This is a genomic window from Acinetobacter sp. YH12027, assembly GCF_013420085.1.
Classification (GTDB): domain Bacteria; phylum Pseudomonadota; class Gammaproteobacteria; order Pseudomonadales; family Moraxellaceae; genus Acinetobacter; species Acinetobacter amyesii.
Genome location: NZ_VOYW01000003.1, coordinates 74413 through 95862, shown reverse-complemented (window position 1 = coordinate 95862; position 21450 = coordinate 74413). Strand labels below are relative to the sequence as shown.

General features: G+C 41.1%; 19 protein-coding genes and 1 pseudogene. 8 read left to right on the top strand and 12 right to left on the bottom strand.

The window, feature by feature from the left end:
• A pseudogene (locus tag FTT94_RS00990) lies at window positions 1–395 on the bottom strand (RNA-guided endonuclease TnpB family protein); the annotation flags it as partial.
• Between the two features lie 113 nt (window positions 396–508).
• Between FTT94_RS00990 and FTT94_RS00985 the strand changes: the two are divergent.
• Together FTT94_RS00985 and FTT94_RS00980 are read left to right on the top strand one after the other, a co-directional pair.
• Complete coding sequence (locus FTT94_RS00985) at window positions 509–1471, top strand: GGDEF domain-containing protein (protein ID WP_180170056.1); 963 nt, start codon at window positions 509–511, stop codon at window positions 1469–1471.
• Between the two features lie 130 nt (window positions 1472–1601).
• Window positions 1602–2510: a polyprenyl synthetase family protein gene (locus FTT94_RS00980; RefSeq protein WP_168379257.1), complete on the top strand. Its 909-nt coding sequence runs from the start codon at window positions 1602–1604 to the stop codon at window positions 2508–2510.
• Between the two features lie 195 nt (window positions 2511–2705).
• Here FTT94_RS00980 and putP read toward each other — a convergent pair whose 3' ends face one another.
• The 5 genes from putP to FTT94_RS00955 all read right to left on the bottom strand — a co-directional run bounded on the left by putP (window position 2706) and on the right by FTT94_RS00955 (window position 7478).
• The gene (gene putP, locus FTT94_RS00975) at window positions 2706–4196 is read right to left on the bottom strand and encodes a sodium/proline symporter PutP (RefSeq protein ID WP_078189970.1); all 1491 of its coding nucleotides are present in this window, start codon (window positions 4194–4196) and stop codon (window positions 2706–2708) included.
• Window positions 4197–4407: 211 nt separating this feature from the next.
• Window positions 4408–5262, bottom strand: coding sequence for an SPFH domain-containing protein (locus tag FTT94_RS00970; protein ID WP_078189969.1), 855 nt, complete (start codon window positions 5260–5262; stop codon window positions 4408–4410).
• A gap of 16 nt (window positions 5263–5278) precedes the next feature.
• Window positions 5279–5758, bottom strand: coding sequence for an NfeD family protein (locus FTT94_RS00965; RefSeq protein WP_078189968.1), 480 nt, complete (start codon window positions 5756–5758; stop codon window positions 5279–5281).
• Between the two features lie 99 nt (window positions 5759–5857).
• Window positions 5858–6781 (bottom strand): patatin-like phospholipase family protein, encoded by a 924-nt coding sequence (locus FTT94_RS00960; RefSeq protein ID WP_180007429.1) that lies wholly within the window; start codon window positions 6779–6781, stop codon window positions 5858–5860.
• Window positions 6782–6842: 61 nt separating this feature from the next.
• Window positions 6843–7478, bottom strand: coding sequence for a 1-acyl-sn-glycerol-3-phosphate acyltransferase (locus FTT94_RS00955; protein ID WP_180170055.1), 636 nt, complete (start codon window positions 7476–7478; stop codon window positions 6843–6845).
• A 168-nt stretch (window positions 7479–7646) separates the two neighbouring features.
• Here FTT94_RS00955 and FTT94_RS00950 point away from each other — a divergent pair, with 168 nt between their 5' ends.
• From FTT94_RS00950 to FTT94_RS00930, 5 genes are all read left to right on the top strand, one after another.
• The gene (locus tag FTT94_RS00950) at window positions 7647–8933 is read left to right on the top strand and encodes an MFS transporter (RefSeq protein ID WP_180170054.1); all 1287 of its coding nucleotides are present in this window, start codon (window positions 7647–7649) and stop codon (window positions 8931–8933) included.
• Window positions 8934–9060: 127 nt separating this feature from the next.
• Window positions 9061–10191, top strand: a complete 1131-nt coding sequence (locus tag FTT94_RS00945; RefSeq protein ID WP_180170053.1) for a porin — start codon at window positions 9061–9063, stop codon at window positions 10189–10191.
• A gap of 140 nt (window positions 10192–10331) precedes the next feature.
• Window positions 10332–12002, top strand: coding sequence for a phosphoethanolamine transferase (locus FTT94_RS00940; RefSeq protein WP_180170052.1), 1671 nt, complete (start codon window positions 10332–10334; stop codon window positions 12000–12002).
• A 4-nt stretch (window positions 12003–12006) separates the two neighbouring features.
• Complete coding sequence (locus FTT94_RS00935; RefSeq protein ID WP_078189962.1) at window positions 12007–12675, top strand: response regulator transcription factor; 669 nt, start codon at window positions 12007–12009, stop codon at window positions 12673–12675.
• Between the two features lie 19 nt (window positions 12676–12694).
• Window positions 12695–14014, top strand: coding sequence for an ATP-binding protein (locus FTT94_RS00930; RefSeq protein ID WP_180005259.1), 1320 nt, complete (start codon window positions 12695–12697; stop codon window positions 14012–14014).
• Window positions 14015–14057: 43 nt separating this feature from the next.
• Here the strand turns inward: FTT94_RS00930 and FTT94_RS00925 are convergent, their stop codons facing one another.
• Window positions 14058–14765, bottom strand: coding sequence for a phosphatase PAP2 family protein (locus tag FTT94_RS00925; protein ID WP_180170051.1), 708 nt, complete (start codon window positions 14763–14765; stop codon window positions 14058–14060).
• A 172-nt stretch (window positions 14766–14937) separates the two neighbouring features.
• Here FTT94_RS00925 and FTT94_RS00920 point away from each other — a divergent pair, with 172 nt between their 5' ends.
• The gene (locus FTT94_RS00920; RefSeq protein WP_180170050.1) at window positions 14938–15636 is read left to right on the top strand and encodes an HAD family hydrolase; all 699 of its coding nucleotides are present in this window, start codon (window positions 14938–14940) and stop codon (window positions 15634–15636) included.
• 75 nt (window positions 15637–15711) lie between these two features.
• On the opposite strand, the gene FTT94_RS00915 is transcribed toward FTT94_RS00920, so the two are convergent.
• From FTT94_RS00915 to FTT94_RS00895, 5 genes are all read right to left on the bottom strand, one after another.
• A complete protein-coding gene (locus tag FTT94_RS00915) occupies window positions 15712–16899 on the bottom strand; it encodes an ammonium transporter (protein WP_180170049.1) in 1188 nt (395 codons plus the stop codon).
• A gap of 599 nt (window positions 16900–17498) precedes the next feature.
• Window positions 17499–18176 carry a DUF421 domain-containing protein gene (locus tag FTT94_RS00910; protein WP_180113056.1) on the bottom strand — a complete coding sequence of 226 codons (678 nt, stop codon included), beginning with the start codon at window positions 18174–18176 and terminating at the stop codon, window positions 17499–17501.
• A gap of 223 nt (window positions 18177–18399) precedes the next feature.
• Complete coding sequence (gene dhaK / locus FTT94_RS00905; protein ID WP_180170048.1) at window positions 18400–20130, bottom strand: dihydroxyacetone kinase subunit DhaK; 1731 nt, start codon at window positions 20128–20130, stop codon at window positions 18400–18402.
• 421 nt (window positions 20131–20551) lie between these two features.
• A complete protein-coding gene (locus FTT94_RS00900) occupies window positions 20552–21007 on the bottom strand; it encodes a hypothetical protein (protein WP_180005265.1) in 456 nt (151 codons plus the stop codon).
• Between the two features lie 71 nt (window positions 21008–21078).
• Window positions 21079–21432 carry a lysozyme inhibitor LprI family protein gene (locus FTT94_RS00895; RefSeq protein ID WP_180170047.1) on the bottom strand — a complete coding sequence of 118 codons (354 nt, stop codon included), beginning with the start codon at window positions 21430–21432 and terminating at the stop codon, window positions 21079–21081.
• Between the last annotated feature and the right edge of the window lie 18 nt (window positions 21433–21450).

The window sequence follows — 21450 nt, the reverse complement described above, 5'->3', positions numbered from 1 at the left end:
CCGTAGCTATCCCAAAGCTTAAATTGGTGTTTTCCATACTGGACATATCCATTGGCATATTTGATAGCCACCTTTTTAAAGGGAACCCATCCCAAAGAGCGCCTTGCTGATTTTTTATTGCTGACACGCCATTTCAGCTTTGCTTTTTTAAATTGCTTTCTTCGGGTGACTAATTCTTCAGTTACAGCCTGAATGGTTTGACTATGTAAATTACATTCTTTGGATGTGCCTTTCGTATATTTGGCAATATCAAAAGCAGAGAGAAATTCACCTTTCCGCTTCAAATGCCTAAACCCTAAATCATTGACATAATTCCAGACGAAGTTCACTTCTGATGCTAGTTGGTCTAACACCTTGCAATGTTTGTCTTTTATACGTAATTTAAGGGTTTTCATGTACTTATATTAACAATCAAAACTCAAGGAAAATAGTCCTTAGTTAAATCAAACGACACTTCATGTCGTGTCGCTTATATCTCTGACCTGAAGGACAGAGTTTTACGCTCCATTTGATAAAATCGGACCTACCTACTGAACAATTAGCTGTATTAGAAGCGTTGCCAATGCCTGCTGCGTTATTTTCTGCGACAGCTGAGCTGATATGCGCCAATCAAATATTTAAACATCGATTTCAGTCAGACTTACAAGAGATTGTATTGAATCATGTGTCCGTGATGCAGCAAAAAACCAAAGCCACAAGTTCTGAGTTTGATTTACGCTGTTTAGAGAACGATAGCATTGAACCCTTTATGTATAGTGAAAATGAACGGCATTATTGGTTCACGTTCAAACCAAAGTTTCAACAAAGTGGCGATTTGGAACATGTGCTGTTGTGCTGTGCGGACATTACAAATTTAAAGCAAGTCGAATTATCGCTGTTGAAACATAACCAACAACTCGAACAACAAGTTTATTTTGATTATCTGACAGGGATAAGAAATCGACGAGGTTTTGATTTAGACCTTTCTCAGTGGCAAAAAAGCTTCGCGGTCGAACAAGCAGATGAAATTTGTTTGATGATGCTCGACTTAGACAATTTTAAGCAAATCAATGATATCTACGGTCATGCGTTTGGCGATGAAGTTTTAAGAAAAAGTGCGCAGCTTTTAAGGATGCAAATTAGTCAACATGCAGATGCACAAATATATCGCATGGGTGGGGAAGAGTTTGCAATGATTTTGCCACGCACGGCTATATCGACTGCATGTTCGATTGCTCAACAATGTTGTGAGCAAATCTATGCTTCTTCGATGAATTATGCGGATAAGGCTTTACAACTGAGTATCTCATGCGGAGTGGCCTTGTGGGATGGTACAGAGTCATTTTTTGAAACATTGGCACGTGCCGATCAGGCTTTGTATCAAGCCAAGAAAGGCTCGAAAAATTGTACCTGTTTTAATGATGGACAAAATGTGGCGCTATTTGAGGAAACGACATTTAAAAAACCATCAGACTGTGGGAAAAACACATAGATTTAGGCCGTAACATAGAGAAAGATTTGAGAAAGCAGTATGATGCAACAGGTCAAAATTGACAGAAAACATTGGCAGTCGATTTGCTAATGAACGAAGCAGTTAAATATTTAAAGTATTTGAGGTGAATGTGTCTTCTTTAACAGACGTTTCCACACATGCCCTGACAGAAGCGCAGCAGCGTATTCAGCAGGATTTACTGACAGCGCTTGATGCATTTTCAATTCCAGAACCCTTAAAAGGGGCGGTGTATCATGCTGTGATGTTGGGTGGAAAACGCGTTCGACCGGCACTTTGTTATGCAACAGCAGCGTTAAAACCCAATACCAATTTTGCAGCCGTACGCCGTGCTGCTGTGGCGATTGAATTTATTCATTGCTATTCATTGGCACACGATGATTTGCCGTGTATGGACAACGATTTACTCCGTCGTGGTCAACCAACCTGTCATGTGGCTTTTGGTGAAGATACGGCTTTACTTGCTGGCGATATTTTACAATCGATGGCTTTTGAAGTTTTAGGCAGCCGTCTCTTTGATCAAGGCCCAGCCGTTGAAGCGCCGATCATCTTGAAGCAAATGCAAATTTTAGCGACTGCAACTTCAAAAATGGTCAATGGCCAAGTTCTAGACTTACAAGCGGAAGGCAAGCATGTCAGTCAGGATGAACTAGAAAATATTCATCGAAATAAAACTGGTGCTTTAATTTCTGCCGCAATCATGATGGCGGCAGTGACAATATTTAATGGCACAGATCAAGCCATTCCTAAACTCCGTGAATTTGGTCTTGCGATTGGTTTAGCCTTTCAGGTGCAAGATGATATTTTAGATATTATTGCTGACACTGAAGCATTGGGTAAAACAGCGGGTAAAGATCAACAAGTGGATAAATCCACATATCCTGCGTTAATGGGCCTTGATCAAGCGCAAGCATATGCAGAAGAATTACATGCACAAGCACTTCAAGCTTTGGATTATTTTGCAGAAGATGCGGCAGAATTACACAAGATCACGCAGTTTTTATTAAATCGTCAAAGTTAATATGACGTAGTAAAGACATTAGCCCACACATGTAACGTGTTGTGGGCATTTTTATATTTTGTACATTTGGGACAGATGTGAATAAACATCTAAGTAATATCAAAATGGATGACATGATAAAAAACAAAAAAGGACGCTAGGCGTCCTTTTTTGCAGATATTAAAACTTAGAGCTTAAATTTAAGTGCTATTGGTCTTAAATACTTTCTTTATAGATACGATCTGCTTCTTCAAACTTTTCAGTGACTTCAGCAGATGGTGCTTTGCCCATTAAGCTTACAATGATGATTGCAAGTAGTGAGCAGATGAAGCCCGGAATAATTTCATAAACGCCTGTATCGCCCCAGAGGTTTTTCCATAGAATGACCATGACTGCACCAACCACCATACCGGCTAAAGCACCGTTCAATGTCATACGTTTCCAGAACAATGACATGATAATCAGTGGGCCAAATGCAGCACCAAAGCCTGCCCATGCATATGCGACGAGACCAAGGACTTTAGAGTCAGGATTACCCGCCATATAGATCGCAAGCAACGCAATCATTAACACCATGAAACGGCCGACCCAAACCAATTCTTTTTGTGAGGCATTTTTACGTAAGAATGATTTATAAAAGTCTTCAGTTAAGGTACTTGAACAGACTAAAAGCTGACAGCTTAAGGTACTCATGATCGCAGCTAAAATCGCAGCCAATACGATACCTGCCACCCATGGGTTAAATAGAATTTTAGTCAATTCCATAAAGACCGTTTCAGGGTTTGCTGTAACGACACCTGCCAGTTCTGGATGCTGTTGGAAATAAGCAATACCGAAGAAGCCTGCTGCAACTGCGCCACCGAGGCAGAGCGTCATCCATGTCATACCAATACGACGTGCATTGGGAATCGATTTAACAGAATCTGCTGCCATGAAGCGGACTAAGATATGCGGTTGACCAAAATAGCCTAAGCCCCATGCTAATAAAGACATGATTGCGACAAAACTTAAGTCAGCAAATACATCCATGGCTTGAGGGCGTGCCGCTTCCAGTGCCAGAGTGAACTGGGTTAAATCCGAGAACGACAACATGACCACGATAGGTGTCAGCAGCAAGGCAAAAATCATAAAGCCCGCTTGAATGGTATCGGTCCAACTGACAGCAAGGAAGCCACCAATAAACACATAGCTCACTGTTGCGATGGCACTGATCCAAAGCGCAGTGCTATACGACATACCAAACATACTTTCAAATAATCGAGCGCCTGCAACCATGCCTGAAGCACAGTAAATTGCGAAGAAAATCAAAATAATCACAGCAGACACGATACGTAAGATTTTCTTTTGATCGTTAAAACGATTTGAGAAATAGTCAGGTAGGGTCAAGGCATTATTTTGAACTTCGGTATGTACCCGGAGACGACCTGCAACAAGTAGCCAGTTGAGCCAAGCACCGATGATCAGACCAATTGCAATCCACATTTCAGATAAACCTGAAAGGTAAATCGCACCCGGAAGACCCATGAGCAACCAACCACTCATATCTGATGCACCTGCAGAAAGGGCAGTGACAAAGCTCCCTAATCGGCGGCCACCTAAAATGTAGTCAGAAAAGTTACTGGTCGCACGGTATGCAAGTAAACCGATCACGACCATGGCGACAATATAAAAAAGAAAGGTAATTAGGGTGGGATTCAGGGAGCTCATACGGTATCCGCTTTGGCGTTGGACAATTGCGTTTAATTAGGGGACTCAATGGGATTTGCCTACGCCAAGTAGGTGAAATCGAACGATAAGTCCTAAAACGTCAAAAAAATAACGTGAAATTTAAACATAAATTCTCAAACTTTGCCTTCTTTTTTGTTTTGGGCATAAAAATGGGCCGTATGTCACGACCCATTTTAATTAATGCGAAGATTTAGTTATTACGTCCCATCACACCACGAATGGTGTTAAGTACATCCGCAGGTAATACCACAGTTTTGGCATTATTAGATTTAGCCATATCTTGCATGGCTTTAACGTATTGTTCACCCAGTAAGTACGCAACTGGAATTTCTTTATCGCCGACGGCTGAACTCACCATTTCAATTGCACGCTGTGAAGATTCTGCCAGTACCACTTGAGCTTCTGCATCACGACGAGAGGCTTCTAAACGACCATCTGCTTCCAAAATCGCCGCTTGTTTTTCACCGTCTGCCTTGGTCACTGTCGCACGACGTTGACGTTCCGCTGCCGCTTGCTCTTCCATTGCCGCTTGCATGGTATGAGAAGGTTTAATATCTTGAATTTCTACAGTTTTAAGCGTAATACCCCAGTCAGAGATATCATCAGAAATAGCAGCTTTAAGTTTAGCCTTAATATGATCACGCGATGAAAGTGCATCATCGAGGTCCATTTCACCGACAATTGAACGTAAAGAGGTTTGAACTAAGTTTTGAATCGCCCATGTGTAGTTTTCAATACCGTAAACTGCTTTTTCAGGTGTGGTTAAATTGATATAAGCCACAGCATTCATCAGCAGTACCGCGTTGTCACGTGTGATCACTTCCTGAGAGGGAATATCTAAGACGATATCTTTGGTTGTCACTTTATACGCCACTTCATCGACATACGGAATCACAAAGTTCAGTCCCGGATTGAGCGTGGTATGGTATTTACCTAAACGCTGAACAATCCATTTATAACCTTGGGGAACAATACGGACACCTTTAAAAATGGTGACGGCTACAAAAACTAAGAGCGCTAAAAAAACAATAGAAACACCAGACATGTCATTTCTCACTTATTTATGGATTGTCAGTGGGGTGGTTGCTGCTGTGCAGTTGGACGACTAAATCATTGCCTAAAATATCGGTCACGCGAACACGATCACCGACTTGAAGTGCATCTTGGGTACGGCAATGCCATTCGTCTGAACCTAAAACAGGCATCGGGAAGCGAACTTTAACGCTGCCATGATTGAGCTGGGTTTGAATCACCATACCCACTTGGCCAATCGTCGCTTCACGGGACAGACCTGCTTTGGTTTTATCGATGGATAAAGGTTTAATAAATTTGAACCACAAAAATGTGCAGAGCACAGCAAAAATAATCCAAACCACAATTTGGACATTAAAGTCCATGGATGGAAAGATCCAATATAAGATCCCAACCAAAATTGCAGAAACGCCAAACCATAGCGCAGCAAAAGACGGCAAAATTAGTTCAAAAAGCATCAAAGCGACGCCCAATACAAACCAGTGCCAAGGTTCTAAAATAAATTCCATACATCTACTCTTATATAAGGGTGAATTGATATAGATGAACCAGTATCTATATCAATGTAGCAGATGTATAACTCAATGAATATAAAAAAAATCGTTGAATTATATTTTCGCTTTTGGTGCTGGTTTAAAGGCCGCAGGGGACTGTTTAAAGTTATCGATCGCCTTAATAATGCTATTCACTTTGAGCTGTGCGGCTTTTTCACCTTCTAAAATCGTCGCATTGCTCGACTTCAAATCGAGTGTGCCAATATGTCCCACTTTAGGTTGAATCACGAAATTGGCATTTTTCAGTTCTTCATTAATACTTTGTTGTCCCATGATGTTAATGGTTTGATCGAGCAAACCAAACATGCTTACGGCTTTGCTACCATCAGGCCGCGCAGAAATATCCACCGCAATCACAATATCTGCACCCATATCACGTGCGGTTTTCACCGGAATCGGGCTGACTAAACCACCATCGACATATTTCACCCCTGCAATAGTCGCAGGTACAAATACATTCGGAATGCTGCACGATGCACGTACAGCTTGGCCTGCATTACCACGGTTAAATTCAGTTTTACTGCCATTATCCAAACGGGTGGCTACAGCAACAAAGCGCTTTGGAAATTGTTCAATTGATTTATTGCCGACGTTTTTATTAACAAAGTCTTGCAGTTTTTGCCCTTGAATAATGCCTTGGCTATTTAAGGTTAAATCACGAATATCGGACTCTTTAAAGTTTAAGGCCAATTGCTGCATTTGATATGGTGTTTTACCGCTGGCGTACAAGCTACCGACAAAACTACCCGCACTGGTCCCAGTCACAATCTTAGGTTTAATACCATGTGATTCGAGTACTTTAAGCACGCCAATATGAGCAAAACCTTTGGCACCGCCACCACCGAGCGCAATCGCGATCACCGGTTCACGTGCTTTGGCTGGTGTAGGTGTCGTGGTCGCAGGTGTTTTGGTTGCAGAATCACAGCCAGTGAGTGCCAATACAAAGAGGCTAGGAGTCAGGTATTGCAAAAGTTTCATGGGTGAAATCTGATGGTTAAATATACAAAGTGCACATCACATCAAAAAAATAGCCATTTGACTAGGGCTTTTTCCAGTGCTTTTGTAACGGCAATGCCAACCATTCGGGATTTTTCGGGGAAAACTTCCCGTCATATATCTTCAAAATTTTTTCGAGATCAGTTTCAAAATCTCCACTCGGTTCAAAAACACCCAAGCAATGAATGGTTTTCTTTGCATAATCAAAGCTAAACACCACAATAGGTATCTGTGCTTCATAGGCAATATAGTAAAAACCACTCCTGATTTTATCGGCTTTTTTTCGTGTTCCCTCAGGTACCATTCCAATCCAAATTTGATCTGTCGCTTGGACAATCTCAGCAATTTCACGCGTCAGTCCATGTGGATTTTCACGCTGCACTGGGATCACGCCGACCCAATCCAAAAGTGGTTTTAAGGGAGTATCAAAAAGAGTGTTTTTGCCAAAAATGGTTATTTTTATCCCGATTCCAAGCAAGGCGAGAAAACCATGCCATGCATCTATATTAGAAGTATGCGGAGAAATGATTGCCACAGCTTTGGCAAGGTTGGGAAATTCGCCGTCAAATTTCCATCCTTGTGCCAAAAAAAGTTTTTTAAAAATAGCGCGGCTCAGGGGGGAGCCGCGTGATGGAACTTGATCGGGCAAAACTGGAAATAATTGAGTCTTTTGATTCATTGCATATTCTTATATAAGTGAAATCCATTTTCGACGTGATGTACTTTAAAAATACGGCATCAGCATTGACCTTTATCTTAGGTCGATGATTTTTTTAGATCATTGGCAAAATAGCCGTATTTTGACTACTCTAAATGTAACTTCAGCGCATTCAACATTTAGGAACTTATGATCCAGCTTCGTCAGCTCTATCTTTTACTGTTTTCCTTATATTGGGCGCAAGGGTTACCTGTCGGTTTTATGACGCATGCTTTACCAGTGATTTTAAGAGCGCAAGGTGTATCTTTGGCACATATTGGTGGCTTTGGATTACTCATGCTGCCATGGTCGATCAAAGTTTTTTGGGCACCGTGGATTGATCGACATGGTTCAAGGTCCAAAGGGCACTATCGGAGTTGGATTATTCCAATGCAGTTGTTGTCCGTGGTGGTCTTGGTCTTCCTGTCTTTTTTGCCGATCCAAAGCTTGAATGAACCAATGTATTTGCTGCTGTTTTTTGTGGCTTTACTTAGTATGAATTTGGTCGGTGCAACTCAAGATGTTGCAACGGATGGATTGGCTGTCAATATTTTAAAAACTGACCAACAGCACTGGGGCAATACCTTTCAGGTGATTGGTTCAAGACTTGGCTTTATCGTGGGCGGTGGTGCTGTACTTTGGGCCTTGGATTGGTTGGATTGGCAAGCCACCTTTCTGTTTTTAGCGGCATTGGTGTTCATGAATACGATTCCTATTTTTCTCTATCGAGAACCTTCAAAGCCACAGCTCAATATAAAATCCTCTCAAGAGCATGATAACAACCATAAACATACTTCAGGCTTGTTCTACGCCATTCGCCAGTATCTGACTTATTTTACTCAAACTAAAACTCTCACACTGTGGCTCATGATTTTATTGAGTTTTAAGCTTGCAGATGGTCTGGCAGGTCCTCTACTTAAACCGCTGATGGTCGATTTAGGATTGAGTTTTAGTCAAATTGGTCTGTATGTCACCATGTTAGGTGCGGTGGCTGCTTTAATTGGGGCGGGGCTTGCAGGTCTTAGCTTGAAGTATATTTCTCGGGCGCAGGCCTTGGTTTCTTATTCGGTATTGAAAATATTCAGTTTATTGGCCTATGCATGGCTGGCTTTGCAGTTCGAGGCAAAACGGCCCGTCCATGAATGGCTGATCTATGGGATCAATGCTGCCGAAGACATGATTTCAGCCATGCTGCTCGTGATCATGCTGACTTTGGTGATGCAATATAGTCGTAAAGCATTTGCAGCAACGGACTTTACATTTCAGGTTGCCATTATGGCTACGGTGAGTGGGGGGCTGTATAGCATCAGTGGCATAGTGGCCGATCAGTTGGGTTATAGCACTTATTTATTTTGGATCACAGGTTTGGCTGCATTGAGCTTAGTCCCGATTCTATTTTGGGGAAAAGCATCAAAAAATGACCAAAATCACTTCTAAATCATGATTTTGGTTGTTTTTTATCAGCTAAAGCACTAAAAGAGCAATGCAAATATTATTTTAATAATTTTGTAATATGTTTCGCGTGTGTAATATCTGTTACAAAATAATTTAAGGAAAATTTTTGATGAAAACTAAGTTAGCAGCGGCTATCGCATTGAGCCTTTTGGCTGGGTCAACCTTTGCAGCACCAACCTTCTACGGTGAAATTGATGCGTCAGTTGATTATTTACCTGAAGATAATAAAACGGGTGTTTCAGATAAAGATGTCGTTGAAATCAGTTCAAACAGTTCTTTCTTGGGTTTAAAGGGCGATGAAAAACTGACTGACCGTTTAAGCGCAGTTTATGCAATTGAATGGGCATTTAACTCAGACGGCGAAGGCGATGACTGGTCTAAGCGTAACCGCTTCGTTGGTTTGAAAGATGCGAAACTTGGTACATTGAAAGTCGGTGCACACGATACCCCATTAAAACAATTGTCTAGTCCGGTTGATACATTCAATAACTACGTGGGTAACCGTGCTGATGTTACAGGCATCATGACGGGTGAAAATCGTGTAGATAACGTTGTTGTTTATGAATCACCAGCATTTAAAATTGCTGAAGGTGCAATTAAAGTTAATGCATTGCTTGCTACAGGTGAATCTTCAGGAATTAAGAGCGACAATGGTGTAGTAAAAACCGCGGGTCGTGGTCTTGGTGATGCTTGGTCGGCTTCTGTTGTTTATGACAGCCCCGTTGTTGTTGCAGGTTTAGCCTATGACAAAGCCATTCCATCAAATTTTGGTGGCATAGGGATCCTAAATGCTCAAATTCCTGAAGTTACAGGTACGAAAGTTTTTGCGGCAGCCAATACCGTTCGTGCGATCGGTCGTGTAAATCTTGAAGGTGGTTTAGCACTGAAAGCTTTATATCAAACGTCTGAAGTTGAAGAATCATCATATTCTAGCGAAGAGGATGCGATTAAGAATTCATCAAAAGCAGCAAATATTGATGATGCTCAAGGTTGGTTAGTCGGCGCAGAATACAATTTACCATCTGCAAAAGCTTGGACAGTAAAAGCACAATATAGTCAAAATACTACGACCTATAAAGTGGGTGATGATTACGAAGCTCAGCAATTCATTGCAGGTGCGGATTATGCATTTAGCAAACAAGTGAAAGCATATGGCTATGCGGGTTACTTGGCACTTGAACAAGGTCCAGATGAAAGCGAACAACCCGTATTGGGTACAGGTCTAGAATTTAAATTCTAAGACCTTGATTTAAGTTGTTCAAAAGGCGATGTTTTACATCGCCTTTTTTGATTTTTCTTGCTTGGTTTTGATCAATTTTAAGTGATTTTTAAGTTTGAATTTTTAGATTAGGGCATCAAAGATCAATAATTGATGCCCATATGCTTCAGGTCATAGCTAAAATACAGCAAAAAATTCCAAGACTTAGTTTAAGTCAATTTAACCTCGTGCTTGCCTTATGGCTTGGGGTGGTTTTGAACCTCGCGTTTTATCAGCAAATCCAGCAGCTCACACCTTATACGGGTCTGAAGGCCGGACTATTTTTAGCGGCAACCGTACTGGTGGTGGTGGCACTTTATAATGTGCTGATGCAACTTCTGCAATGGCGATGGAATTCAAAACTTTTGGCGAGTGTTTTGCTGATCATTGGTGGCTTGAGTGCCTATTTCGTCAATAGTTTAGGCGTGACCATTACATCTGACCAAGTGCAGAACATGATGCAAACAGATGTAAAGGAAGTGCAGGATTTAATCTCGCCACAATTTTTTATCTGGGTCTTTGGACTGGTTATTTTGCCAGTGCTATTGATCTGGCTTTTGCCACTGCATAAAGAAGCCCTAAGCACGGTCGTAGCCAAAAAGGGTCTACATATAGTGCTATCGCTCATCCTTTTGGGTGCTTTGCTGTTTGTTTATTTTGTCGATTATGCTGCGATCTTTCGTGAGCATCGTGACTTAAAAGGCATGCTCTCACCACAAAACAGTATCGCTTCGACATTTTCCTATTATCACAAAAAAGCACCGAAACAGAATTTGCCATTGCTGAACTATGGTGAAGATGCACATATGGTTGAAAACGTAAGCGCCAAAAGCTTACCAAAATTGATGGTCTTAGTGGTTGGTGAAACTGCGCGCGCGGAAAGTTTTTCACTGAATGGTTATGCTAAAAATACCAATCCTGAACTCAGTCAGCAAAATATTATCGATTTTAGCCAAGTCAGCTCATGTGGCACCGCAACCGCTGTGTCTGTTCCTTGTATGTTCTCGGGTATGCCGAGAACCGAATATGATGAACAGCTTGCAAGTCATCGCGAAGGTTTACTCGATATTGCACAGCGTGCAGGCTATAAGGTGACGTGGCTAGATAATAATTCAGGCTGTAAGGGCACATGCACACGTGTTGAAAAATATGAATTTCCTGAAGCGCTGAAGAAAAAGTGGTGTGATGCCGATGGCGAATGTCATGATGAAATCTTAGTGGATGGTTTGAAGGCATATTTGGCTTCGATTCCCAAAGCAGATCACACACCTCGTTTAATTGTGTTACACCAAATGGGCAGTCATGGCCCTGCTTATTTCAAACGAAGTACCGCAGCGTTTCAAAAATTTAAGCCAACCTGTAATAGCAATGCCATACAGGGATGTAGCTCGACGGAATTAATAAATAGTTATGACAACAGTATTATCTATACCGACCATGTGCTGAGTGAATTGATTAACACCTTAAAAGTGACTGACAACTATCAAACAGGACTGTGGTATTTGTCTGATCATGGTGAGTCGACAGGTGAGCATGGCTTATATTTACATGGTTCTCCATACGCAATTGCACCGTCACAGCAAACCCATGTACCGATGTTGATGTGGTTTTCACCGGCGTGGCAAAAAAATAATTCAGCGCAATATACTTGTTTAATGGCACAAAAAAGCCAAAAATTAAGTCAGGATAATCTATTTCCATCGCTATTAAGTTTGCTCGATGTGCAGACTCAAGTGATTGATGAAAAAAACAATATGTTGCAACAATGTACTTCAGTACAGCGCAGGACTTAAGCCCATGCACAAAATACTTATTATTGAAGATGATTTCATGATTGCCGAATCGACTAAAACCTTGTTGAACTATCAACAGTTTGAAGTCGAGTGGGTGAATAATGGTATCGATGGCTTAAAGCTCATAATGCAAGGGGGGATTGATATCGTCTTGCTAGATCTGGGTTTGCCGATGATGGATGGTATGCAAGTCCTGAAACAAATTCGTCAAATGCAGCCTAAATTGCCAGTGTTAATCATCTCGGCACGGGATCAACTACAAAATCGTGTAGATGGTTTAAACCATGGGGCAGATGACTATCTGATCAAGCCTTATGAGTTTGATGAATTACTTGCACGGATTCATGCGCTTCTTCGACGCACAGGGCTGAGTTCAGTCGAAGCACCACAGAAAATTTTAAAACATGGTGAATTGATTTTAGATATTGAGCAGCATCTTGCACGCTATAAGGGTCAATATGTCGATTTATCTAACCGTGAATGGGCCATATTGATTCCATTGGTGACACATCCGAATAAGATTTTTTCTAAAGCCAATTTAGAAGATAAGCTTTACGATTTTGATAGTGATATCAGCAGTAATACTATTGAAGTGTATGTGCATCATCTCAGAACAAAATTAGACAAAGATTTTATTCGCACCATTCGTGGTTTAGGTTATCGACTCGGTTAAGGCAAAGGAATTATCAACCATGCACCAGCCTTATTCTCTGAAAAAGAGACTAATTATTTATGTGTCTGTTTTCAGTATGCTTTTGGGCTGTCTTTTGGTGTTTTCAGCATATCGAATTGCGCTTGAAGAAATTAATGAAATTTTAGATGCGCAAATGCAAAATTTGGCGGAACGTGTTGCAGAGCATGATCCGCAGCCCATTCGCAGTGAATTTGATCAACATAAGCATTATCACGAAGAAGATTTATTTGTTGATGTGTGGACCTATCAATCCAATGCACATCAAACCCATCAATTAAAATTATTGGTCGCGCCTCAGCCCAAAGCCGGTTTTTATACCCACAGTACCCAACAGGATGAGTGGCATACCTATATTTTGCCACTCACAGATCGGCAAATTCAGGTCAGTCAGCAAGAGTCGGTTCGGCAGCATCTTGCAGCAGAATTGGCCAGTAGTATGTTTATTCCCTATTTGGTTTTTATACCTTTTGCATTAATCGCTTTGGGATGGTTGATTCAACGCAGCTTAAACCCACTGGAAAAATTTAAAAAAGAACTGGCAAAAAGGGATGCCTTTGAACTTTCTCCAATCTCTCAAATGCCGTATCCAGAGGAAATTGCACCAACCATTATTGAAATGAACCAGTTGTTTGAACGAATTTCGTTGTCGCAGCAGGAACAACGCCAGTTTATTGCCGACGCAGCGCATGAGTTACGGACCCCGATTACCGCACTGAATTTGCAAATGCAGATTTTGCTACAAAAATTTCCACAAGATGACGCTCTACAAAATTTGAGTAAAGGTTTAATTCGTATTCAGCATTTGGTCAGTCAATTATTGAGTTTGGCAAAACAAGATGCCTCGGTCTTTGAACTTGAGCGCAAACAACATTTTGATCTTAAGCAAGTCGCAACCAATTGCGTGGAGCAACTGGTACATTTGGCTATGCAAAAAGATATTGACCTTGGCATGGAGCAACAACAAAGCATTGCCTTATATAGTCTTGAGCCAACGGTACATTCAATCATTTTTAATTTGATTGATAATGCCATTAAATATACCCCTGCACAGGGCATGATTAATGTCTCCGTCTTTGAACATGCGGGGCAGGCGGTTGTACAGGTTGAAGATAGTGGGCCTGGCATCGACCCAGCTTTATATGAGCAAATTCGAAAACGCTTTTATCGAATTTATAATCATGAAGAAATTGGAAGTGGTTTAGGGCTGGCAATTGTAGATAAAGCCGCAAAACATATCGGTGCGGAATTGGAGTTTTCTAAAAGTGAAACATTGGGTGGTCTGAATGTGAGTTTACAGATCCCATTGAGTGAATCATGAGTGACTCAATCATTTTCAAATCAAGGTCAATTCAGGGATTTAATTAGATCCATGTAAATGCTTTGCTCTTTTGCTGAGTAGTTGATGCATTGAAATGGCGAGAAAACAACACATACATGACACAATTAAATGCCCAAATGATCCATGCTGTCCAAAGGTTATGACTCAGAAAATGCGCACCCCGCATCATTTGCGCCCAGCCAAAAGCAAAGCCTAAAATCAGCCCAGCAGATAAAAAGAAGTAAGCACCGGCAGGTCGATGTATGCGATAAACAAAATATCCTGTGATTAAGGCAAAACCAGTCGCAGCATGGCCACCAGGGAAACAGTGTCCTTGGCGTGCAGAAAAATCCCAAGAAAAGCCATGGGCTGTAGCGACTGTCATATTCCAAGGGCAGGCATGCGCAGATTGTGATTTGAGCAACCCAATGACTGCCGTGCTGAGTAGAGCAACCACGAAAAAATAACCAAATTCAAACTTGCGAGCTTTCAGATGTGGATATTTAAAACTGCATATCCATGCTGCGATATAGAGAACATACACACCTATGACGATATTCTTGATATAGCGATGGTTCAGCACCGCAAGTGCCCAATCATTACGATGAGGAAAACCACCATGTAGGTCGACCCAAGGCTGAATAAAAGCTTGGTCGAGCGAACCACCGACGGGAAAAACATAAAGGAGGCCAACCATACTGAGCGTGAGCAGCAGGGCTTGTCGCAATAAAAAGGTACTGTTCGAGAGCATAAGTCGTGTGATGTGCTGAAATTATTTTGTTTGAATGCTGCTATTTGAAACCACGAAACTTAAATCAGACTTAATCGGCTATTTGAACTGTATCGATATCGATAGCGAAGAAGGTGCATAAAGCAAAACGGGCATTGTGTTAAAGTTTTTGAAAACTCAGTAATAAAGATTTATGAGCATACGTGCAGTCCTTTTTGATTTAGATAATACTTTGACTCATCGAGATCACAGCGTTCAGGCCTATACGCAGTATTTAGCCGAGTCTTATCAGTCGACGCTGGTGGAGGTAGACCTTGTACAGATTAAACGTATTATTAATCGTATAGATAATGGGGGATATCCGAAAAAAGAACTCCTTACTCATCCGAGTATTGGGGCATCTGTCGCTTATGCTCTACAAACGGAGCTGGATTGGATACATCAACCCGATTTTGATGAGCTCACACAATTTTGGTTTCAGCACTTTGGTCAGTTCGCCGTGGCGATGCCGGGAGCATTGACCTTGCTGCAGCAACTAAAACAGCAGCAGTATAAACTGGCGGTGGTGTCGAATGGTGGACATGCCACACGCCTGAATATTTTGAATGGACTAGGTTTTGCATCGTATTTTGATCAGATCATCAGCTCGGAAAGTGCAGACATCAGTAAGCCCAAAGTTGAAATATTTCAGTACAGTTGTCGTGAGTTGGGCGTGACGGAAACCGAGTGTTTATTTATTGGTGATCATCCTGTCAATGATATTTACGGTGCGAGCCAAGCAGGGATGTCTGCTGTATTGCTTGAAGGCTTTCATACTTTAAGTGCTGAACAACAGCACAGCATTCCGAATAAAATTCAGCATTTGGATCAGGTCTTAGATTTTCTAAAATAAGGTGATTTAAACTCAAGCTTTAAGCGAAGTTTAGGGTAAAAAAAGCGGCATAAATGCCGTTTTAGATTGTGTTGTTTAGAACATGTTTTCTTCAGAGTTTGCCGAAATACGGTGAATACTTAAGTCTGCACCTCGGAATTCTTCTTCTTGATCTAGGCGAATGCCCATCGTTACTTTGAGTAGACCATAAACGATGAATCCACCTGCCAATGCAATCACGATCGCGAGCAGCGTACCGATACATTGAGAGATCAATGAAATACCGCCTAAACCGCCCAACCATTTTTGTCCAAATACGCCCACTGCAATACCACCGAAAGCACCACAAACACCGTGTAGTGGCCATACGCCAAGTACATCATCGACTTTGAGTTTGTTTTGAGTGTATGTAAATAGTTTGACAAAGATCAGACCTGCGATAGCGCCGATAATCAACGCACCGACAGGATGAACCACATCTGAGCCTGCACAGATTGCTACCAAACCTGCTAATGGGCCATTGTGTAAGAAACCGGGGTCATTTTTACCCATAAAGTTTGCTGCAAGCGTGCCGCCCACCATTGCCATGAGAGAGTTAATTGCAACCAGTCCTGAAATGGCATCCAAACGTTGCGCACTCATCACGTTAAAGCCAAACCAGCCGACGATTAAAATCCAAGAACCTAAGGCAAGGAATGGAATACTTGAAGGGGGGTGAGCGCTGATACGACCGTCTTTTTTATAGCGTCCATGACGTGCGCCAAGTAAAAGTACTGCAGCTAAAGCGATCCAACCGCCCATCGCATGTACCACGACCGAACCTGCAAAATCATGAAATGCTGCGCCAAATGTGCGTTCTAACCATGCTTGTAGCCCAAAATTACCATTCCATGCCATGCCTTCAAAGAATGGATAGACCAAAGCGACCAATAATAATGTGGCAATCGCTTGAGTCCGCATTTTTGCACGTTCAGCAATACCACCTGAAATAATCGCTGGAATGGCTGCGGCAAAAGTCAGCAGGAAGAAACAACGCATTAAGTTGTAGCCATGATCGGCTGCTAAAGTGTCCCCAATATGAAAAAAGTGCTGACCATAAGAGATGTAATAACCCACAAAAAAGTATGCAATTGCGGAAATAGAAAAGTCAGTCAAAATTTTACTCAGCGCATTGACCTGATTTTTATGTCGTACTGTACCCAATTCTAAAAATGCAAAGCCAGCATGCATGGCAAGAACCAAGACTGCACCAAGAAGGAGAAAGAGGAGATCTACATTTTGCATAAGGTGTTCCAGTTTAGTGCGCTAGTTCACGAAAAGAAGTTCAGTATATCGAGCGGAATAATTTCGAAAAGAGGAGTGAGAGAGGGAAATTTTGATTAAAAAAACTAAAAAATGTAGAAGACTCGATATAAAGCAAAGACTTGCATGAGTAGGACAACAATGCACTAAAATAGTGCAATGGTGATTTGCAATGAGAAAATTAAATGAATGATTATTAAGTGAAAAACTATGTTTTTTGAATCTGTTTAAAAAATGAAAAACAAATAGCGCCATTTCTGAGTTAATTCAGGGCAATTCATTATTTTGTATTTTTATCTGATTGATAGATGTTAGTGCGAGAATGAAACTGAAAATTGACGAATGATACATTTTTGGGAGTCTGTCTGAGCATCTTGGGGGCATTAAAAGTTGAAAGCTGGATGTCTCACCTGAACTGAAATAATGCACATATATTAGCCAATGAAATCTCTGCTGCTGCACTTTTAGATGGCGAAATTAACATTCAAGGGGGTGATCTGTGGTGATGGTTGTTGGTGACTGTATTTGATGACGTGTTCAATTGAAGAGGTACAGAATTTTTAAGTTTAAGCGTTGAATGCTTAAGCTAAACGCTGTGTATTAATCGCTTCAGCCCAGTCACAACATCCACAGCGAGGGCAGGCATCCTGAGCACCGTGAATGTACATGGTTTTGCCACAGTGTGTACAGGCATACAGATGATGCATTTTGATATCGCGAACCGCTTTATAGGGTTTCGGAAATAGCGGCAGTCCATAACGCACATGTTCAGGTGGATAAAACAAAATACTAAATTTGCCATCACTTTCTAATAAGCCAACTCGAACTTGTCCAAGATGCTCAACATTTTGCTGACGCATTTCAGAGAAGAATTCATCATGTGACATTTTACCTTGTTTAATCTTTTCTAAGACCAATTCACCATCTTCCACAATGTAGAGGGCTTTGCCTTCAATTAAATCTTCAAAGGGTTGGTATTTCATCATGAGCCAAGTGATTACGCGGTATAAACCAATCACCACCGTCATCACAATGAGAGCTTGCAAGAGGGGGAGTTCCTCTTCAAACATCGGGTCGCCTGCAATTGAACCCAAAGCAAGGAGTATCGCAACTTCAAAGATTGATAACTGACGCACCCCGCGTTTGCCTGTTAGGCGTAAGAATATGATGATTAAAACGAACATAATGACGCTACGTAAAATCACTTCGGCAGCAAAAGTCCATGTGGTGTCATGGATGAAAATTTGAGTGAAATCCATGTCTCATCCTTTTTTATCATTATATGTTTTAACTTAGCAAAGCGCTGGGCGATAAAGCAGCTCAATTGTGTTAATTTTTAAGCATTATTTGAAAATGGATTACATGCTAACGGTATTGTATGCATGAGATATTTGATGAAAAAAGTGCTTTAAAATAGTCATAAAAAAAGCACCGACGAATCGATGCTTTTGATGTGGGTTGGCAATGTTTTAAGATGTTCAGTTATTTAATATGTTCCGCAATATCTGTAAAGATTACACCTAAACCATGTGCGCCAGCATCTGGATAGCCAAGACTGCGGTCACCCACAGTTCCCGCACGCCCCATACGCGCCACGATTTCTTTGGTATTTTCAGCACCTTGAACAGCCGCTTTTGCACCAAGTACAAAGTTTTCTTTAAATGATTTATCGGTATGGGCAGACCAAGAATCTGCGCATGGCACTAAGGCATCAATGAGGGTTTTATCGCCCACCACTGCGCCACGTCCAAATGAACGCTCACCTGTGGTTTGAATGCCTTTGACCGCTGCTTGCAGCATCTCTGCAAAATCTGCGGTAGTTAAAACTGATTTGCCTTGAATTGATTTCGCTGCTGCACGGAATGCTGAACCCCAGATTGGGCCAGACGCACCACCACAGTGTTCCATAATGATCATTGAGCAGTTCAGCATGAATTTATCCATCTGCTGAGCTTGGATCAGACTTTGCCATTCGCGTTTTAATTGCTTGAAGCCTTTCGCCACGCTCATACCGAAGTCGCCGTCACCTGCATGGGCATCCAATTCACAGAATGGCACTTCATTTCTAATGATACAGGCAGACATGACATCGACCACATAGCGCATGTTTTCGATGGTGAATTGCTCATTGCTGATCACCGCATGTTCAGGCTGCGTTTCAACTTGGGTGTTCACCACAGCTTCGGTAGCAGCATTTTTAGTTGCAAAAGTTAAAGGCTGTGCTGCTGAACCATCCATTTTAAATGCAGGGGTGTTGGCTGCTGCATCGAGGTAAGTTTTCAATTCATCATCGACAGCAAGCAAGGACACAGATGCACCATTCATGTCGATACTGGTCATATAGTTGCCGACAAATGTGCGGTAAATTTTGATACCTTTACGTGCGAGGTGTTCGCATACATCATGGTTAAAGACATACAACTCTTGCAGCGGTGTGCTACCAAAGCCATTGACCAAGACTGCAACTTCTTTCATGTCTGGGCGGTCAAGGAACAGGTCATCCACGATGCGCTGTGCCATTTTTTTGGATGGCAAGATTTTTTCACGACGGATGCCGGGTTCACCGTGAATGCCGACGCCATATTCCATTTCGTCATCAGCCAAAGTAAACGTTGGCGTGCCTTTGGCTGGAACAGTACATGAGCTATAAGCAAAACCAAGGCTAATGACGTTGTCCGCAGCTTTTTGAGCAATCGCTTTTACGTCTGCAAGTTCTAAGCCTTTTGATGCTGCTGCGCCTGCAATCTTATGTACAAATACTGTGCCTGCAACACCACGACGACCGACTGTATATAGGCTGTCTTTAACCGCAATGTCATCTGCCACTTTTACATAGTCAACTTTAATGCCGTCTTCAGTTGCAAGGGCTGCGCCATTCTGGAAATTCATCATATCGCCAGAATAGTTTTTGATGATCATCAACACGCCTTTGTCGGTTGCGACGTGTTGTAAGGCTTTATAGACCTGAATTTGCGATGGAGATGCAAACACGTCCCCACATACGGCAGCGTCTAACATGCCTGTACCGACAAAGCCTGCATGAGCAGGTTCGTGACCGCTACCACCACCACTGATCAATGCCACGTTATTGTGTTTTTCTTTACGTGAAATGATTTTGTGTGACTCGTTAAATGCGAGTTCTGGGTGGGCAAGAACAAAGCCTTTGCACATTTCAATTACGATGTTTTCTGCACCGTTCATGAGTTTTTTCATGGATGTACCAATCTGTATTTATAGGGGAGAGTTCTAAGTTTTAATTATTCAGGAATTTGAAGTTTTTTGCTGATTAAATAATGTAAAAACGGATGGTTTGGAAAGTATAGATTGAGCTTTTGAAACTTTACCTCTCCCTAACCCTTACTTTCATTTTGTTTTAAATCAAAGCTTAAAGGTTATTATAGGGGTAATATCCATTAATAAATTCATAAAGTTTTTAATTCACAATGAAAGCTCCCTCTCACTCTGGGATGAGACGCATTGCTTAGCAAGGGGGAGGAGGAATGGGTAGGTGCTAGGACGGATTGATGAGTGGTCTTTTAGCGTTTTTTGAAATTTCCTATAAAGGAATCCCAATACATCTGATTTAGTGAGATTCTCATTCTTTAAGACATGTCTATTGTTTTACTAGGATAGATTATTTTTTAATTAAGTTTTTGTTGAAATGGATATCAGTCAAAAAATAATAACCAAATCTATCTGAATAATTTTCTGCATAGGTTAAACAAACTGATTGTGGTGGATTTTCCAAATATTCAAAATGGCTTCCAGTCATAGAAATTTGATCTGATTCAGGGAAACTAAGATTTTTACCATCTAACATTGTGAAATGGAAAATAATTTGTTGCCATGAGTTGCGATGACTTCCTCGCAGAATTGTTGAATGACCTGTATATGTGCCGCATTTTTTGACTTTATGGTTTGATTGCATGGCATCATTAATTTTTTGCGTACGAAAATGATCAATAATAAGTGATCCCATGTGTGCAAAGCATGACATAAAAATGATAATCCAGATTAGTGAATGTGTGTATTTCCATACAAAAACGGATCCTATTAAACACACAATACCAAAGCTTATTTCCATAATCATTTCGAGCCACCAACTATTCACAAAATTAAAAAAAGTTCATTTTATTTTTAAAGGCTAAAGGTAGGGGGCTATTATTCTAACTGATTTAATTGCTTGATTCTCTGGTCAATAAGATCAGCATTGCATGATAGATTGATTAACTTAGATCCTGCACCTTGTACACTGCTAGATAGATAAGATACGAGTTCATCACAATGACTATTTTTATATAACAACCAATTCTTTTGAGAGGTTTCTAAAATTTTCTTACCTTCCTCATCCATAGTGTTATAAAGCTTTTGATAAGTTTGGTTGAGCTTGGTTTTATTAGATTTTAATTCTTTTTCATAACAGGCAATTTCATCATAAACATTACTAGCTTTACATTTTGCAAAAGTAAAAGATGAAATAAAAGGTAAAACTAAAAGTAAGAATATTTTTTTCATTTTATAAAATTCGTTTAT

What these genes read in the sequence shown, in the direction of transcription:
- FTT94_RS00950 (WP_180170054.1), top strand. Translation starts at nt 7,647, where the DNA reads ATGATCCAGCTTCGTCAGCTCTATCTTTTACTGTTTTCCTTATATTGG.
- FTT94_RS00915 (WP_180170049.1), bottom strand. Translation starts at nt 16,899, where the DNA reads ATGCAAAATGTAGATCTCCTCTTTCTCCTTCTTGGTGCAGTCTTGGTT.
- FTT94_RS00900 (WP_180005265.1), bottom strand. Translation starts at nt 21,007, where the DNA reads ATGATTATGGAAATAAGCTTTGGTATTGTGTGTTTAATAGGATCCGTT.
- FTT94_RS00935 (WP_078189962.1), top strand. Translation starts at nt 12,007, where the DNA reads ATGCACAAAATACTTATTATTGAAGATGATTTCATGATTGCCGAATCG.
- FTT94_RS00895 (WP_180170047.1), bottom strand. Translation starts at nt 21,432, where the DNA reads ATGAAAAAAATATTCTTACTTTTAGTTTTACCTTTTATTTCATCTTTT.
- FTT94_RS00920 (WP_180170050.1), top strand. Translation starts at nt 14,938, where the DNA reads ATGAGCATACGTGCAGTCCTTTTTGATTTAGATAATACTTTGACTCAT.
- FTT94_RS00955 (WP_180170055.1), bottom strand. Translation starts at nt 7,478, where the DNA reads ATGAATCAAAAGACTCAATTATTTCCAGTTTTGCCCGATCAAGTTCCA.
- FTT94_RS00970 (WP_078189969.1), bottom strand. Translation starts at nt 5,262, where the DNA reads ATGTCTGGTGTTTCTATTGTTTTTTTAGCGCTCTTAGTTTTTGTAGCC.
- putP (WP_078189970.1), bottom strand. Translation starts at nt 4,196, where the DNA reads ATGAGCTCCCTGAATCCCACCCTAATTACCTTTCTTTTTTATATTGTC.
- FTT94_RS00925 (WP_180170051.1), bottom strand. Translation starts at nt 14,765, where the DNA reads ATGCTCTCGAACAGTACCTTTTTATTGCGACAAGCCCTGCTGCTCACG.
- FTT94_RS00945 (WP_180170053.1), top strand. Translation starts at nt 9,061, where the DNA reads ATGAAAACTAAGTTAGCAGCGGCTATCGCATTGAGCCTTTTGGCTGGG.
- FTT94_RS00960 (WP_180007429.1), bottom strand. Translation starts at nt 6,781, where the DNA reads ATGAAACTTTTGCAATACCTGACTCCTAGCCTCTTTGTATTGGCACTC.
- FTT94_RS00910 (WP_180113056.1), bottom strand. Translation starts at nt 18,176, where the DNA reads ATGGATTTCACTCAAATTTTCATCCATGACACCACATGGACTTTTGCT.
- FTT94_RS00930 (WP_180005259.1), top strand. Translation starts at nt 12,695, where the DNA reads ATGCACCAGCCTTATTCTCTGAAAAAGAGACTAATTATTTATGTGTCT.
- FTT94_RS00940 (WP_180170052.1), top strand. Translation starts at nt 10,332, where the DNA reads ATGCTTCAGGTCATAGCTAAAATACAGCAAAAAATTCCAAGACTTAGT.
- dhaK (WP_180170048.1), bottom strand. Translation starts at nt 20,130, where the DNA reads ATGAAAAAACTCATGAACGGTGCAGAAAACATCGTAATTGAAATGTGC.
- FTT94_RS00965 (WP_078189968.1), bottom strand. Translation starts at nt 5,758, where the DNA reads ATGGAATTTATTTTAGAACCTTGGCACTGGTTTGTATTGGGCGTCGCT.